At 61.0% G+C, this 14,234-nt stretch carries 13 protein-coding genes; 8 read left to right on the forward strand and 5 right to left on the reverse strand.

The window, feature by feature from the left end; genetic code table 11:
• Positions 1-400 precede the first annotated feature (400 nt).
• Entirely contained in the window at positions 401-871 is a 471-nt protein-coding gene (locus HBO19_RS06470) for a copper chaperone PCu(A)C (RefSeq protein WP_169955791.1), read from the reverse strand.
• On the reverse strand, positions 871-1,476 hold the full coding sequence (locus tag HBO19_RS06475) for an SCO family protein (protein WP_169955790.1): 606 nt from the start codon (positions 1,474-1,476) through the stop codon (positions 871-873). The genes HBO19_RS06470 and HBO19_RS06475 overlap by 1 nt, the downstream gene beginning before the upstream one ends.
• 328 nt (positions 1,477-1,804) lie before the next feature.
• On the opposite strand from HBO19_RS06475, the gene HBO19_RS06480 reads away from it, so the two are divergent.
• The 3 genes from HBO19_RS06480 (at position 1,805) to hemN (ending at position 5,028) form a co-directional block, all read left to right on the forward strand.
• Complete coding sequence (locus tag HBO19_RS06480) at positions 1,805-2,248, forward strand: hypothetical protein (protein ID WP_169955789.1); 444 nt, start codon at positions 1,805-1,807, stop codon at positions 2,246-2,248.
• A gap of 82 nt (positions 2,249-2,330) precedes the next feature.
• Entirely contained in the window at positions 2,331-3,656 is a 1,326-nt protein-coding gene (locus HBO19_RS06485; RefSeq protein ID WP_170057097.1) for a coproporphyrinogen III oxidase, read from the forward strand.
• Complete coding sequence (gene hemN, locus HBO19_RS06490) at positions 3,628-5,028, forward strand: oxygen-independent coproporphyrinogen III oxidase (protein WP_170057098.1); 1,401 nt, start codon at positions 3,628-3,630, stop codon at positions 5,026-5,028. Before HBO19_RS06485 ends, hemN begins: the two co-directional genes overlap by 29 nt.
• Positions 5,029-5,072: 44 nt before the next feature.
• Here the strand turns inward: hemN and HBO19_RS06495 are convergent, their stop codons facing one another.
• From HBO19_RS06495 to HBO19_RS06505, 3 genes are read right to left on the reverse strand one after another with little or no spacing between them, the layout of a single operon-like run.
• Positions 5,073-5,912: a metal-dependent hydrolase gene (locus HBO19_RS06495; protein WP_170057419.1), complete on the reverse strand. Its 840-nt coding sequence runs from the start codon at positions 5,910-5,912 to the stop codon at positions 5,073-5,075.
• Entirely contained in the window at positions 5,912-6,808 is an 897-nt protein-coding gene (locus HBO19_RS06500) for an SDR family oxidoreductase (RefSeq protein ID WP_170057099.1), read from the reverse strand. Before HBO19_RS06500 ends, HBO19_RS06495 begins: the two co-directional genes overlap by 1 nt.
• Entirely contained in the window at positions 6,805-8,361 is a 1,557-nt protein-coding gene (locus HBO19_RS06505; protein ID WP_170057100.1) for an NAD(P)/FAD-dependent oxidoreductase, read from the reverse strand. The genes HBO19_RS06500 and HBO19_RS06505 overlap by 4 nt, the downstream gene beginning before the upstream one ends.
• Positions 8,362-8,661: 300 nt before the next feature.
• Between HBO19_RS06505 and HBO19_RS06510 the strand changes: the two genes are divergently transcribed.
• From HBO19_RS06510 to HBO19_RS06530, 5 genes are all read left to right on the forward strand, one after another.
• The gene (locus HBO19_RS06510) at positions 8,662-9,660 is read left to right on the forward strand and encodes an alpha/beta hydrolase (RefSeq protein WP_262376859.1); all 999 of its coding nucleotides are present in this window, start codon (positions 8,662-8,664) and stop codon (positions 9,658-9,660) included.
• A 326-nt stretch (positions 9,661-9,986) separates the two neighbouring features.
• Entirely contained in the window at positions 9,987-11,264 is a 1,278-nt protein-coding gene (locus HBO19_RS06515; protein ID WP_169955783.1) for an alkane 1-monooxygenase, read from the forward strand.
• 147 nt (positions 11,265-11,411) lie between these two features.
• Positions 11,412-11,906: an alkane oxidation protein activator PraA gene (gene praA, locus HBO19_RS06520; protein WP_170041041.1), complete on the forward strand. Its 495-nt coding sequence runs from the start codon at positions 11,412-11,414 to the stop codon at positions 11,904-11,906.
• Between the two features lie 129 nt (positions 11,907-12,035).
• Positions 12,036-12,560 (forward strand): alkane oxidation protein activator PraB, encoded by a 525-nt coding sequence (gene praB / locus HBO19_RS06525; protein WP_169955781.1) that lies wholly within the window; start codon positions 12,036-12,038, stop codon positions 12,558-12,560.
• Positions 12,561-12,684: 124 nt separating this feature from the next.
• A complete protein-coding gene (locus HBO19_RS06530) occupies positions 12,685-14,130 on the forward strand; it encodes an outer membrane protein transport protein (RefSeq protein WP_170057101.1) in 1,446 nt (481 codons plus the stop codon).
• Positions 14,131-14,234 lie beyond the last annotated feature (104 nt).

Here is a 14,234-nt window from a genome sequence, read left to right on the forward strand (position 1 = left end):
GATCAGGTCGGCTGTCAGGCCGCCTCGCTTTGCTTGTGATTTTGATCTTAGGCGCCCCGTTAAACCACGCTGGCCGTCATCCGATATTGATTTGGGGGGTAACCCGGCAGGACGCCGGGTTAGCCGCGCTGGGCCATGGATGGCCCATCGCGGCGGCCCCCCAAATCAATGTCGGATGACGGGCACACCGAGCCTGGGCGAGGTGCCGAGTGGTGGGGCAAGAGCCCTTTTGGTTGCTTTTGGCTGGGCCGGCACTCCGGGCTCTTTTCCAAAAGTGAGCCGCCGTAAGGGCGGAACCCTAAGTGGCCGTGACCGCAGCAATGGATATGTACACAAACCCAGAAGAGAGTTGTGTAGATACCTATGTCCACCGCGAGCAAGCCAGCTCCCACCCTCAGGATCAATGGTTCATATGATGGCCGTCAGCACTGCCCAGGCTGCGGGCCGGCGCCTGGATTTCGAGGGTCTGCTTGTCACCCTTGGCATCTTCCACCGTCAGGGTCAGCGGCACTTGGTCGCCTTCCTTGATCTGGCCCGTCAGGCCCATCAGCATCACGTGATAGCCCTCGGGATCGAGCTTCACCGCCTGGCCGGCCGGGAGTGCCACGGCGTCCACCGGGCCCATGCGCATGACGTCGTCTTTCATGCTCATCTCATGAATCTGCACATCCTTGGCCACCGGCGACTTGACGCTCAGTAGTTTGCTGTCGCTGTCGGCGGTGAGGGTCATGAAGGCCCCGCTCGAATGCTGCCCCGGCACGGTGGCGCGGGCCCAGGCGTCGCTGACCTGCACCTGGGCGCTGGCGTGGGCGGCCAGACCCAGCAGGGAAAGACCGAGGGCGATGCGCTTGAGGGTATGGACAGCAGTCATTAGCAGACCTCCATGACGGTGAGCAGGTCTTCTGCGCACTCTTTGGCGTTAAGGGATGCCGACAGGCCCAGGCGCAGGTTGCCGCGGGTGTCGAACACAAAACTGGTGGCGGTGTGGGACAGGGTGTAGGTGTCGCCGGCGGGGATCTTTTCATAAAAGATCCCGAATTCCTTGGCGGCCACGGCGATTTCTTCCGGCGTGCCGTAGAGCGCTTCGAAGCTGGGGTCGAAGGCCTTGACGTAGGCGTCGAGTACCTGGGGCGTGTCGCGTTCCGGGTCCAGGGTGATAAAGATCACCTGCATGATTTCGCCGTCGCGGCCCATCATCTTCTTGGCCTGGGCCATGCGCGCAAGCGTGGTGGGGCACACGGCCGGGCACTGGGTGAAACCGAAGAACACCACCGGCATCAGGCCGCGGAACGAACTCAGGGTGACGGTCTCGCCGTCGGTGTTCTTGAGCTTGAACGTGCGGCCCATGATCTTGTCGCTCAGGTCCTTGCCGTACTTGAAGTTCAGCTTGGGGCCGGTGTCACAGCCGCTCAACAGGCCCAGGCCCAGCAGGCCCATACCGGTGAGGACCTTGCGACGGGTGAATAACGTACTCATGAAATGGGCGTCCCGTGAAGCGCCTGACGGCTGCGCATAACAGGTCAGTCAGGCTTTGAAAAGCGGTGAACAATAAGGCTGGGTAGTCTACCGGCCTTGATCACGCTTGATAATCTGCGACGTTCTGCCACAGGGGCGGTGGCCACCTTACCAGCCAGGGCGCTGATTGAGTCTGTGGCACACTGTCGCAGAGACCGCCAAAGGCCCACCGCACAAGGCGTTGGGCAAATGTTTCAACGATTATCAGGGCCCTTGACCGGCATCAAGGCGCCGCTCGTCCGCACTGGGGCACAGTCACGGTACAAGGACCGGCCACCGTGAGGCTCTGATGCTCTATCTCCTGTTCCTGCTGGCCCATCTGTTCGCGGCGCTGATGTTTATCGGCACGGTGTTCTTTGAAGTGTTGATCCTTGCCAGTGTGCACAAGCAACTGCCGGCCCGCGTGATGTTGCTGGTGGAGCAGGGCATCGGCCGCCGCGCCAGGGCCTTGATGCCGTGGGTGCTGCTGGTGTTGTTTGGCGCCGGGATCGGCATGGTCTGGTTGCGCTATCTGCCAGTGCTGGCGGCGCCATCGAGTTCGGCATTCGGTGCCTTGCTGACCCTCAAGCTGATCCTCGCCGCCAGCGTGCTGATGCATTTTTTGCTGACGGTGTGGTTGATGCGCCGTGGGCGGGTCAGCGCGGCCTATTTGCGCTTCGTCCATCTGAGCCTGTTCTGCCATATGGTTGCCATTGTGTTGCTGGCCAAGAGCATGTTCTACATCACCTGGTAAACGTCGGCGCTTGATGCATATCAAGGTGCGCTGCCCGGTCGCACCGCACAATGACCCACCGTAGCCAGACCCGGAGGCCGTCATGCTCACTGTCATTCATCCCGCCCGCGAGTGGCGCCTGCGCCGTGACCAAAGCGTGTTGGACCAGAGCCAGGTCGACATCGGCAAATTCCATCCGGGCATCGGCTCCCTCGACCTGCTGCGCGCCTTGCGCAGCAGCCGTCAGCGCCAACGCCCGCTGGCGCTGAACCTGCAGTGGCCGGCAGGCCTGGTGGCGGATGACTACCTGGGCGCGCTGGAGCAGGAAATCCACCTGGTCGGTTGCCACGTGGGCGGCCGGCAACCGGTGGACCAATTCCATCTGGGCGGCGCCACCCCGGCGATCGCCGACCTGCAACGCTTGATGGCGCACCTGCGCAGCCGCCTGCATTTTCTTGAGCATGACCAGGGTGACTACAGCCTCGACCTCGACCCGCTGCACACCGACTGGGCAACCATGGGCCTGTTGCGCGACCTGGGGTTCAACCACATCAATATCGGCGTGCCGGATGCCAGTGCCGAGGCCACGCCGTCGGTGGCCGGCTATCAGGACCCGGCCCCGATCCAGTCGCTGATCGACGCGGCGCGCACCTTCGGCTTTCGTTCGGTGAATGTCGACCTCGGCTACGGCCACGCCTGGCAGACCTGCGACAGCTTTGCCGCCAAGCTGGCCAGCCTGATCGCCCTGGAGCCGGACCGCCTGCAAGTGTTCGACTATGCCCAGGCGCCACGGCGTTACCAGCAGCAGCCACGGCGTGCGCTTTCATCGAATGTCGACAAGTGTGGCATGCGCCGCATCGCCTTCCAGCGCCTGGAGGCCGCCGGTTATCACTACATCGGGCTGGGCCAGTTCGTACGCCCCGACGACGACCTGGCACTGGCCCAGGAGCGTGGGCACCTGAGCCGCAATTGCCAGGGTTTTACCCGGCACGGCTACTGTGACCATATCGGCTTTGGCCTGGGCGCCATCAGCCAGCTCGACACCCTGTATGCGCAAAACACCGAAGACCTGGCGCGCTATCGCCAGCAACTGGACAGCGACCTGCTGCCCACCGCCCGCGGCTGGCGCTGCGAGGCCGGCGACCAGATCCGCCAGCATGTGATGGAGCGCCTGGCCTGTGACCTGGAGTTGGACATCCAGGCCCTTGAGCGCCGCTATGGGGTGATTTTTTCCCGCTATTTCTCGGCGATCTGGCCGCTGCTGGAGCATCTGCACCAGGACGGCCTGATCGACCTGTCCGAGCGCTTCCTATGTGTGCTGCCAGCGGGCCGGCAGCGGGTCGAAGCTCTATGCGCACTGTTTGACCGGGCAGGCAGCGCGGTTCCCCCTTGCTCCAACGATGAGACCATCGATCATGAAAGCGTTTGAGTTCAACCGCGCCCTGGTGCAGAAATACGACCGCCCGGGGCCGCGCTACACCTCGTACCCGACCGCGCCGCAGTTTCACTCAGCCTTTGCCCTGGACGATTACCAGCAGGCGGTAGCGGCCAGCAACCAGGCGTTGGCACCCAAGGCGCTGTCGGTGTACATCCATATCCCGTTCTGCCAGAGCCTTTGCTACTACTGCGGTTGCCACAAGATCATCACGCGCAAGACCCATCGCGCCGCGGAGTACCTGGGCTACCTCAAGCGCGAAATCCAGATGCAGGCCGCGCTGTTCGACCGCGCGCGGCCCCTGACCCAGTTGCACCTGGGCGGCGGTACGCCGACCTACCTCGACGATGCACAACTGGCCGAATTGATGGACTGCCTGGCGCAGGGCTTCAGCCTGGATACCAGTGACAATCATGAGTTTTCCATTGAAGTGGACCCGCGCACCATCAGCGTCGAACGGATCCACAACCTGCGCGGGCTGGGCTTCAATCGCCTGAGTTTTGGCGTGCAGGACTTTGATGCCGATGTGCAGGCGGCGGTCAATCGCGTGCAGAGCGAAGAGCAGATTGTGCAGTTGGTCGCGGCCGCCCGGCAGGCAAGGTTCAAGTCGATCAGTGTGGATTTGATCTACGGCCTGCCGTTGCAGACCGTGGCCAGCTTCGACGTGACCCTGGGCAAGCTGATTGCCCTGCGCCCAGACCGCGTGGCGGCCTACAGCTACGCGCATTTGCCCACGCAAATCCGTGCCCAGCGCATGATCCGCCCCGAAGACATGCCACCGCCGGAGCGCAAGCTGGAGCTGCTGGAATTGACCATTCGCCGGCTGACCGAGGCGGGCTATGTGTATATCGGCATGGACCACTTTGCCTTGCCCGACGACGAACTGGCCCTGGCCCGGGCCAATGGCACCTTGCAGCGCAACTTCCAGGGCTACTCGACCCATGCCGATTGCGATCTGATCGGCCTGGGCGTGTCGGCCATCGGCAAGGTGGGCGACAGCTACAGCCAGAGCGTCAAGGAGTTGTCCCAGTACTACGCGCGGATCGCCGCCGGGCTGTTGCCGGTGCAGCGCGGCTACCGCCTGAACGCCGATGACGTGCTGCGCCGCGACGTGATCAACGGCCTGATGTGCCACGGGCGCATCGACTTTGCCGGGGTCGAGGCCGGGCATGCGATCCGTTTTACCGAATACTTTGCCCACGCGTTGTCGCGGTTGGATGAGCAAGTGGCGGATGGTTTGCTGCACATCGAGGACGATGCCGTGCAGCTGTTGCCCCAGGGGCAATTGATGGTGCGCAGCGTGGCGATGGCCTTTGATGCGTACCTGGGCGGGCAGCAAAAGGGCCAGTTTTCGCGCACGGTCTGAGCCGTTGGCGTGCTGCAGGAGCCGGCAAGCCGGCTCCCGCAAGGCTACGTTCCGGCAACCGAGTTGGTGCGCTCCACCTCTTCCACCAGCTTATCGATCCCTTCCAGTCGTACCCGATTGTCGTGATCCCACGGATGAAACCCCGGCTTGAAGTAATGCAGCCACGGCCGCGCCATGCGCGGGAACACGCCCTTGGGGCCGTAGAGAAACTTCAGCATCCGCCAGAACCCCTTCAGATGCCCGCCCGCGCGGCGGTCGGCGATCAACAGGCGCAGGTGGAAATCAAACACCACCAGCCAGAAAAACACCGTGGTGAACAGCATGGTCCCGGTGCGCAGCAAGTAACGCTTGGGCCCCGGCTTGATCACGCTGTTCCACACATCGAAGGCCACGGCCTTGTGCTCGGTTTCTTCAAGGGCGTGCCAGTACCACATTTGCTGGTAGCCCTTGAGCGAATCACCAAAACGGGTGGGGTCGCTGAGCAGGATCTCCGCGAGCATCGCCGTGTAGTGTTCCAGGGCGATGGTCACCGCCAGGTTGAAGGACGGCGGCAAGTGCTTCTTTTGCAGGTCGAGCATAAATTTCAAGCGCCGGTCGAGCAGATGGGCCGGCAGGCCGGCGGCTTGCAGCAGGTCGTTGTAGGCCACGTGTTCGCGGCTGTGCATGGCTTCCTGGCCGATAAAGCCCTGGATCTCCTTTTTCAACGCCGGGTCGTCGATGCGCTGGCGATAGTGGCGCACGCTGTCCATGAAGAACAGTTCGCCCTGGGGAAACAGCAACGACAGGGCATTGAAAAAGTGCGTGATGAACGGGCCTTGCTCATGCCAGTCCTTGATACGCTCGGCGGGCAGGACGAAATGCAGGTCGCGGCGAATGGGCAGCATCATGGCGACTCCTGTTCAGTGATGGGGTTGGGCAGCGGTGGCTTGCGTTTTTTTGGTGCCATGCGTCGGCTGGCAAACACCACCAGTGCCTGGTAGGCCGCTGGCAGGCAGCGCGCGAGCAGGTCCAGGGCGTAGGCGTCGCGGCCGATCAGCACGCGGCGTTTGTTCTTGCGCACGCCTTGCAGGATCACCTTGGCGGCCTGGTCGGCGTCGGTGATAAAGAGTTTTTCGAAGTCGGCGCGGGCCTGTTGTTCGCTATGGATCAGGAACCCGGTCATGTTCGCGTCGATCCGGCTGCTGCGGCAGATGTCGGTACGGATCCCGCCGGGATGCACGCAGGTGGCCGAGACGCCGCTGCGTTGCAAATCCAGCTCCTGGCGCAGGGCTTCGGTGAAGCCGCGCACCGCGAACTTGGTGGCGTTGTAGCCGCTCATGCCGGGCTGGGCGAACAGGCCGAACACGCTGGAGGTGTTGACCACATGCCCGTCGCCACTGGCCTTGAGGTACGGCAGGAAGGCCTTGGTGCCGTACACCACACCCCAGAAGTTAATGCCGACGATCCACTCCAGGTCGGCGTAGTCCACACCTTCCACGGTGCTCGACAGGGCCACCCCGGCATTGTTGAAAATCAAATTGACCTGGCCGTGTTCTGCCGCGCAACTGGCGGCCCAATCCTCCATGGCCTGGCGGTCGGCAACATCCACCTCCCGCGAGGTCACGCGGATCGGCGCCAGGGTGCTGCGCTGGACCAGCTCCACGGTTTGTTGCAGCCCGGCCTGGTTCTTGTCTGCCAGGGCCAGGTGGCAACCCTCGCGGGCCAGGGCCAGGGCCAAGGCGCGGCCCATGCCGGACGCGGCACCGGTGATGGCTGCCACACGGCCATTGAATGACTTCATGACAGGCTTCCTTCTGCGGTGGCATGGGGTGGCGCGACGGGGCGCGACGGGGCGCCGGTCACTAATGGCGTGACTTGATAATCGCGCAGGGCGAACTGGCGGGTGACCTGCTTGAAACGCCAGGTCGAACCGGGCCACAACGTCGTATTTTTGCCGGTGCGCGGATCGAGGTACCAACTGCGGCAGCCGCCGGTGTTCCAGATGGTGCGCTGGAGCTTTGCCTGGATTTGCTGGTTGTAGGCGCTTTCTACGGCGGGCTTGACCTCGACCGTGGCAATTTGCTGGCGGCGCATCTGTTGCAGGGCATCGAGGATGTAGGTGACTTGCGCCTCGATCATCAGAATCATCGAGTTGTGGCCCAGCCCGGTGTTGGGCCCGACGATCAGGAACAGGTTCGGATAGCCCGGTACGGTGGTGCCCTTGTATGCGTGGGCGCCATCGCGCCAGGCCTCCATCAGGTCGACGCCACCGCGCCCGATGATGCAGTCGCGGGGCAGGGGATCGGTGGCCTGGAACCCGGTGCCGAAGATCAGGCAGTCAGCCGGGTGCTTGATGCCATCGGCGGTGATGACCCCGTCGGCTTCGATCCGCAGCACCGTCTCGGTGACCACTTCGACATTGCTGCGTGACAGCGCCGGATAGTAGTCGTTGGAGATCAGCACGCGCTTGCAGCCGATGGTGTAGTCCGGCCGCAGGACCTTGCGCAGGGAAGGGCGCGCCACCTGTTTGTGCAGGTGACGCAGGGCGATTTTCTGCACCACTTTCATCAGGCGCGGGTGCAGCGCAAACCCCACCACCCGACCTTCCAGGGCCCAGTAGAAGGCCCCGCGCACCAGGCGCTGGGTGAACGGCAGATGCTTGAACAGCCAGCGCTCAAAGCGTGAGATGGGGCGGTCCGGCTTGGGCATGATCCACGGCGCGGTGCGCTGGAACAGGTCCAGGTGCGCCACCTGCGGGGCAATACGCGGCACGAACTGGATGGCACTGGCGCCGGTGCCAATCACCGCCACGCGCTTGCCCTTGAGTGAATAGTCGTGGTCCCAGTGCTGGGAGTGAAAGCGTTTGCCCTTGAAGCTGTCCAACCCCGCAATATTCGGCAGCGCCGGGCGGGACAGGCCGCCCATACCCGACACCAGCACCCGCGCACTGACACGGCGGCCATTGCTGAACTGCAGTTGCCAGCGTTGCAACTGCTCATCGAACACCGCCCGTTGCAGGCCCATGCCAAAACGCAGGTACGGCGCCAGTTCAAAGCGCTGCGCGCAGTGCTCCAGGTAGGCACGGATTTCCGCCTGGGGGGCAAACTGCCGGGTCCAGTCGGGGTTGGGCGCAAAGGAAAACGAATAGACGTGGGATTGCACGTCACAGGCGCAGCCCGGGTAGTGGTTGTCGCGCCAGGTGCCGCCCAGGGAGTCGGCCTGTTCGGCAATGAAGAAGTCGTCGAGCCCGGCTTGCTTGAGTTTGATCGCCATGCACAGGCCGGCAAAGCCTGAGCCAATGATGGCGATATCAACGCAATCTGCCGGGCCGCTCGGCGGGGTAGAGGCATTCATAGGGTGTCCCTCGTGGGCTGTGGGCGCCTTACGGGTTTTGACATCGGATGTGCTCCTTTTTTGTTTTTGGCTTTTTAGATAGAACACCATTGCAAAGAAAAATTGTATTTATTATTTTAAAAAAGATTTTAAATAATCTACCTGAAAATATCGCCTACGCTACAACCTTGTCCTTTATGTGCGATTTGTCCGACGGACGAACCTTTACGCACGCAGTTGAAGTCCAGGGTGTGGACGATGGCTGAGGTCTTGACCAATACCGGTCGGATCGCCAGCAGCAGGGAAGCAGAGGACCGAGCTATGGCTGTCGAATGGGTTGTCGCTGCGGGTGTGTTTATGGCTGCCAGTGCGGCGTTATGGGGCTTGAGTGCCTGGATGACGCGCCGTATCGAAGCGGCTGTTCCAAGCAACGGGCGCTTTGTGGAGATCGATGGCGAGCGCTTTCATTATGTAGACGAGGGCAAGGGCCCGCCGCTGGTGATGATCCACGGCCTGATGGGCAGCAGTCGCAACCTGACCTATGCCTTGTCCGCGCAATTGCGCGAGCACTTTCGGGTGATCACCCTGGACCGCCCCGGCTCAGGCTATTCCACCCGGCACAAAGGCACCGGCGCCGACCTGCCAAGCCAGGCCCGGCAAGTGGCGACCTTTATCCAGACCCTGGACCTGGGCCAGCCCCTGGTGCTGGGGCATTCCCTGGGCGGGGCGATTTCCCTGGCCCTGGCCCTGGACCATCCCCATGCGGTGTCCGGGCTGGTGCTGGTGGCCCCGCTGACTCATCCCCAGCGCATGATCCCCCTGGTATTTCTATCGCTGGCGGTGCGCCCTGGCTGGCTGCGGCGCTGGGTGTCGCGCACGCTGACCGTGCCCATCGGCATGCTCACCAGTGGCGCGGTGGTCAAGGGCGTATTCGCTCCCGACCCGGCACCGGCCGACTTCGCCACCCGTGGCGGCGGCCTGCTGGGGATGCGTCCCGATAACTTCTATGCCGCCTCCACCGAGATCGGCCTGGTCAACGATTACCTGCCCGATATGGTCAAGCGCTACGCCCAGTTGCGCCTGCCCATCGGCCTGATCTATGGCTCGCGGGACAAGGTGCTGGACTTTCGCATGCACGGCCAGGCCCTGGCGGACAAGGTGCCAGGGCTCAAGCTGCAGCTGGTCGAAGGCCGTGGCCATATGTTGCCCATCACCGCTACCGAGCGGGTGGCAGCATTGGTCGAGCAGGTGGCCAAGCGCAGCAGGCCGCTGGAAACAGCCACAGTCCTGCACCCGCCCTTTGCGTTGGCGAGCAAATAATCATGAACCCCACGGTGCGGTCGAAAGTCGCTAACGCTTGCCCTAGACACCTGACCGAACGGCTGAAAAAGAGACTGCCCGGTCACGTAAAAAAGGCCTCGAAAAAGTAGTTGACGACCTATCGGTTCCGCGCTATTTATTTAAAAAAATATTTCAATATTTATTTTGAAATGATTTTTGAAATGCCTAAGAGCGAATAAAATAATGAAAAAAACGCCTTTTATCGCATGGTTGATTTCAAGTGGCCTTCAGTGCCGCCTGAACCTGTTTCCTGTCTCTTTTGCTTCGCTCTCCCTCCCTGCCGCGCAGTGCGTCCGGAGGTTGCCATGAATCAGACCCTGGCTGCCCCGCACGTTTGGACCGACGGCAAGCGCCACCTGTGGTGGCTGGGCATCATGCCTCTGGCGACCCCGCTGCTGTCGGGCGCCCTGGCTATTACTACGGGTGTACAAGAGCTGTGGTGGGTCGGTGTGCTGGTGATTTTCGGGCTGATCCCGTTGATCGACGGCCTGCTTGGGGAAGACGTCAGCAACCCGCCAGAATCCGCTGTCAGCGGCCTTGAGTCGCAGAAGTACTACCGCTGGATCGTCTACACCGGGGTGTTGTTGGTTATTTCATCCCTGGTGATGACCGGTTGGCTGGCGGTCAGCGGCATCGACTGGATGATCAACGGCGGCCTGCTGCAACTCACGGCGTCCATGGACCCATCGAGCTGGATGGCGCAAACCGCCAGCTTCCTGACCGCCCGGGTGCAACTGCATGGCGAGGTGAGTTGGTTCACCTACCTGGGCATGGCCATGTCCACCGGCGCCGCCACTGGCATCGCGATCAACACCGCCCATGAACTGGGGCACAAGCCGCGCCTGCTGGAGATTGTGCTGGCGAAGATCACCCTGGCGCCGACCTTCTACGGGCACTTCTACACCGAACACAACCGTGGCCATCACGTGCGCGTCGCCACTCCGGAAGATCCGGCCAGCTCGCGGCTGGGGGAGAGCTTCTGGGCCTTCCTGCCGCGCTCGGTGTGGTTCAGTGCGCGCTCGGCCTGGAACCTGGAACGCGAACGCCTGCGCAAGCTCGGCCTGCCAGCCTGGCACTGGAAGAACGGCGTACTCAGCGCCTGGATGTACAGCGTGGTGTTGTGGGGCGCGATGATCGCCTGGCTGGGTGCGGCGGTGATTCCCTTCCTGTTGATCCAGGGCATCTACGGCTTCTCGTTGCTGGAAGTAGTGAACTATGTCGAGCACTACGGGCTTAAACGCCAGAAGTTGCCCAATGGCCGTTATGAGCGGTGTTCGCCGCGCCACTCGTGGAACAGTAACCGTATTGTCACCAATATCTTTCTGTTCCAGTTGCAGCGCCACTCCGATCATCACGCCAACCCGACTCGCAGTTATCAGTCGTTGCGCCACTTTGATGAATCGCCGCAACTGCCGTATGGCTACGCCAGCATGATTGTCTGGGCCTATATCCCTTACTTGTGGCGCCGGCGTATGGATCACCGGGTACTACGGCATTATTCGGGGGATGTCACCCTGGCCAATATCCAGCCATCCAAACGCTTGAAGATACTGGAGAAGTACGGCAAGACCAGCACCTTCTAATGTGAATCAACTGTTGTAGGGCGCACTCGGGGTCTGTGTATCGCGCAGGTTTTCATCGCCCACGGTTTGCCGGATTCGAGTGCTGCTTAAGTTGCAAGAAAGTTGTTTGACCCTAACAAAAATAAAATCAAGGGAAGGACGTACACCATGCAAACACCTGCCAAGTTCACCACCCATATCGTGCTCGCTGCGCTGGGCCTTATCGCCTATCACCAGGCCCAGGCCGCACGCATCGAACCTGCCGGCAGCGCCTTCACTGCCCAGGGCCCCATCAGCTTTTCCAAGGGCGCGCTGATCAGCGCCGACTGCACCATCAAGGTGGCCGGCAAGGTCGCGGCCGATGGCTCGCAAGTCAATGTCGACAAGGTCGAGTTCGACGGTGGCCTCAAGTGCAGCCGCGTCGAAGCCATCAACCTGCCGTGGATTTTAGTGGCCAAGGATGCCAAGAGCGGCTCCATGTCGAAGATCAGCGTCGATGTGCACGCCTTTGGCCTGGGCGGCAAGTGCGGCCCATCCACTGCCGAAGGCACCTGGGATAACGCCACCGGCAAGTTGGAAGCGGCCAATGTGCCGATTGGCGAAGACTGCAAGATCAAGACGGTGTCGATCAAGATGCCGCCGACGTTCAAAGTCGTCGAGTAAACACCCGAATTTGTAGCGGTAATTGCATTGAAATTTGGCTGGAAAGGGAAGTTCTGCTGTTTCTCCGTGACCTCTCGATCATGGCCATTACCCCGGCGAAATGACTCGCCATACATGTGAGGAAAAATAATGAAAAGTTTGAAAACCCTCGTTTGTGTAAGTTCGTTTGCTCTGTGCTTTGGCGCGGCTTCGATGGCCAGTGCGGCGTCTTTTAGTCCAATTGGAGCGACGTTTGTTACAGGGGCGACTGGGAGCATTGAGGTTAAGTCGCCTTCTTCGTTCCAGAGCTCGGTGACCTGTAAGGCTGTTTTTGAAGGCACGGTCCGTTCAGATGGCAAGGCGGATATCACCAAGGTCACCATCTCTCAAGGCACCAGCTCTCTGTGCGACCTGCCTCAGATCACTGGATTGCCTTGGTTGCTGGAGCCTCTCACTGCAACGACTGGCAAGGCTCACAACGTTGGCTACAAGATCGTCACTCCAGGCTTCCCACCGCCAACCAACTGCGGCCCTTCCTCCATTGACGTGCTGTTGTCATCGACACCAGCACCGTCTCCAAGTATCGCATTGACTGCGAACAATCAGCCGCTTTCTGGCAATTGCACCGTTGTGAAACTGAATGTTGGCGCTCTTGGGGTCACTATTATTCCTTAATGTAGGAACTGCTCCAAAAGGGCTGATCACCCAGTAAAGACAGGCGCCTCGTAAGAGGCGCCTGTTGAAGAAAGTCTGATCGGTTTTATCGATTGAGACGAAAAAAAACAATAAGGAGTGGGGCATGAATAATAAGAAACAACAGGCACAAGTGTTCCTCAGCCTGGCATTGTTGAGTGGGCTGATGGTGACTGCAGGCTCGGTCCAGGCAGGCGGCTTCATGACTCCTACTGCTAACACTGCTGGCTGGGGTCGGGCGTTCGGTGGTGGTTCGATGTTCAAAAACGATCCGTCAGCGGCCTACAACAACCCAGCTGCCATGGCTTTCATTGACAAGACTATTTCGCAGTTCACCATCAACTACGCAAATATCGATATCAAATACAAAGGCTCGGCGTATGACTACGCTGGTAATCCGACGTCTACCACTGTCATGGATCCTACGACCGGGGAACTTGTCTCGTCGACCCCGCGCACCGGTGACGGCGGCCAAGGCGGATTCGAAGCCTGGGTACCCACCGGTTTTATGGTGATCCCGATCAACGACCGTTTTGCCTTTGGCCTGAGCCAGGTGGTGCCCATGGGCGCCCGCACAACCTGGGATGAGGACTGGAAAGGCCGCGATTTTGCAGTGGATACCCGCATCGAAACCGTTGGCTTGACCGGCTCCCTGTCGTTCAAGGTCAATGATGAGTTTTCCATCGGTGGTGGTGCGATTCTTCAGCACACCAAAGGCTTTGTGAGCCAGAACGTCGACCTGTATGCCGCTGCTGCGCAGTCGCCGGATTTCGGTTTCGTTCCGTTTCCCGCCGGCCAGGGCTTCGCCTTGATGCGCGTCAAGGTCGACAACAACTCTCTGGGCTGGTTTGCAGGGATGACCTGGAAACCTACGGCGCAAGACACCCTGGGCTTGAACTACCACGCCAAGATCAAGAACAAGCTGGAAGGCAAGTACAACATGTACGCCGATCCGGGCTCGGAAGCACTGATGACCATTCCTGTGATCGACGGTAAAACCCTGGTCGAGTTGGCTTACCCTGGGCTGAAGCTGTATCCGGGTGGTGCCAATGCCTCCACGCAACTGGATATCCCTGCCAACGCGTCCCTGGACTGGGTACACGACTTCAATGACCGCCTGACCCTGGGCGCCAGTGTGACCTGGACCCAATGGTCCTCCTTCGAGGCGCTGACCTTGAAGTCCAATGGCAGCACCATCGTGTCGATCCCGTACAAGTACAAGAACACCTGGATGTATTCGTTCGGTGGCGACTACAAACTCACGGATGACTTTACCGTGCGTGCCGGTGTGGCCTTCGACCAGACCCCAACCCGCAACTCCACCCGTGACCCACGTATCCCGGATGGTGATCGCACCTTCGCCTCCCTGGGCTTTGGCTACAACATCCGCGCCATTCCTGGCCTGAGCATCGACGGCGCGTATTCCCGCCAGTTTGTGGAAACCGTCAAGCTCAAGACCAAGAACGTTGATCGTCTGGGCGCGGCGTCGCTGGATGGCAAATCCGAGGCCAAGGGCGAAGTGGTCAGCCTCTCGGCTACCTACGCCTTCTGACCTGAGGTTGTATCTGCGTAGTGCCTGGGTAAACGCGTAGTCAGCGCATCTTTCTACTGCGTTTACCCGGTGCTGCACCCATGGGTCGCCCACGCGACCCTTGG

Source organism: Pseudomonas sp. WS 5021, assembly GCF_012985535.1.
Classification (GTDB): Bacteria; Pseudomonadota; Gammaproteobacteria; order Pseudomonadales; family Pseudomonadaceae; genus Aquipseudomonas.

Bases quoted from the DNA above. Each gene is read 5' to 3' on its own strand.
- praB (WP_169955781.1), top strand. From the start codon at position 12,036: ATGAAAAGTTTGAAAACCCTCGTTTGTGTAAGTTCGTTTGCTCTGTGC.
- HBO19_RS06500 (WP_170057099.1), bottom strand. From the start codon at position 6,808: ATGAAGTCATTCAATGGCCGTGTGGCAGCCATCACCGGTGCCGCGTCC.
- HBO19_RS06470 (WP_169955791.1), bottom strand. From the start codon at position 871: ATGACTGCTGTCCATACCCTCAAGCGCATCGCCCTCGGTCTTTCCCTG.
- HBO19_RS06515 (WP_169955783.1), top strand. From the start codon at position 9,987: ATGAATCAGACCCTGGCTGCCCCGCACGTTTGGACCGACGGCAAGCGC.
- HBO19_RS06530 (WP_170057101.1), top strand. From the start codon at position 12,685: ATGAATAATAAGAAACAACAGGCACAAGTGTTCCTCAGCCTGGCATTG.
- hemN (WP_170057098.1), top strand. From the start codon at position 3,628: ATGAGACCATCGATCATGAAAGCGTTTGAGTTCAACCGCGCCCTGGTG.
- praA (WP_170041041.1), top strand. From the start codon at position 11,412: ATGCAAACACCTGCCAAGTTCACCACCCATATCGTGCTCGCTGCGCTG.
- HBO19_RS06505 (WP_170057100.1), bottom strand. From the start codon at position 8,361: ATGAATGCCTCTACCCCGCCGAGCGGCCCGGCAGATTGCGTTGATATC.
- HBO19_RS06495 (WP_170057419.1), bottom strand. From the start codon at position 5,912: ATGCTGCCCATTCGCCGCGACCTGCATTTCGTCCTGCCCGCCGAGCGT.
- HBO19_RS06475 (WP_169955790.1), bottom strand. From the start codon at position 1,476: ATGAGTACGTTATTCACCCGTCGCAAGGTCCTCACCGGTATGGGCCTG.
- HBO19_RS06510 (WP_262376859.1), top strand. From the start codon at position 8,662: ATGGCTGTCGAATGGGTTGTCGCTGCGGGTGTGTTTATGGCTGCCAGT.
- HBO19_RS06480 (WP_169955789.1), top strand. From the start codon at position 1,805: ATGCTCTATCTCCTGTTCCTGCTGGCCCATCTGTTCGCGGCGCTGATG.
- HBO19_RS06485 (WP_170057097.1), top strand. From the start codon at position 2,331: ATGCTCACTGTCATTCATCCCGCCCGCGAGTGGCGCCTGCGCCGTGAC.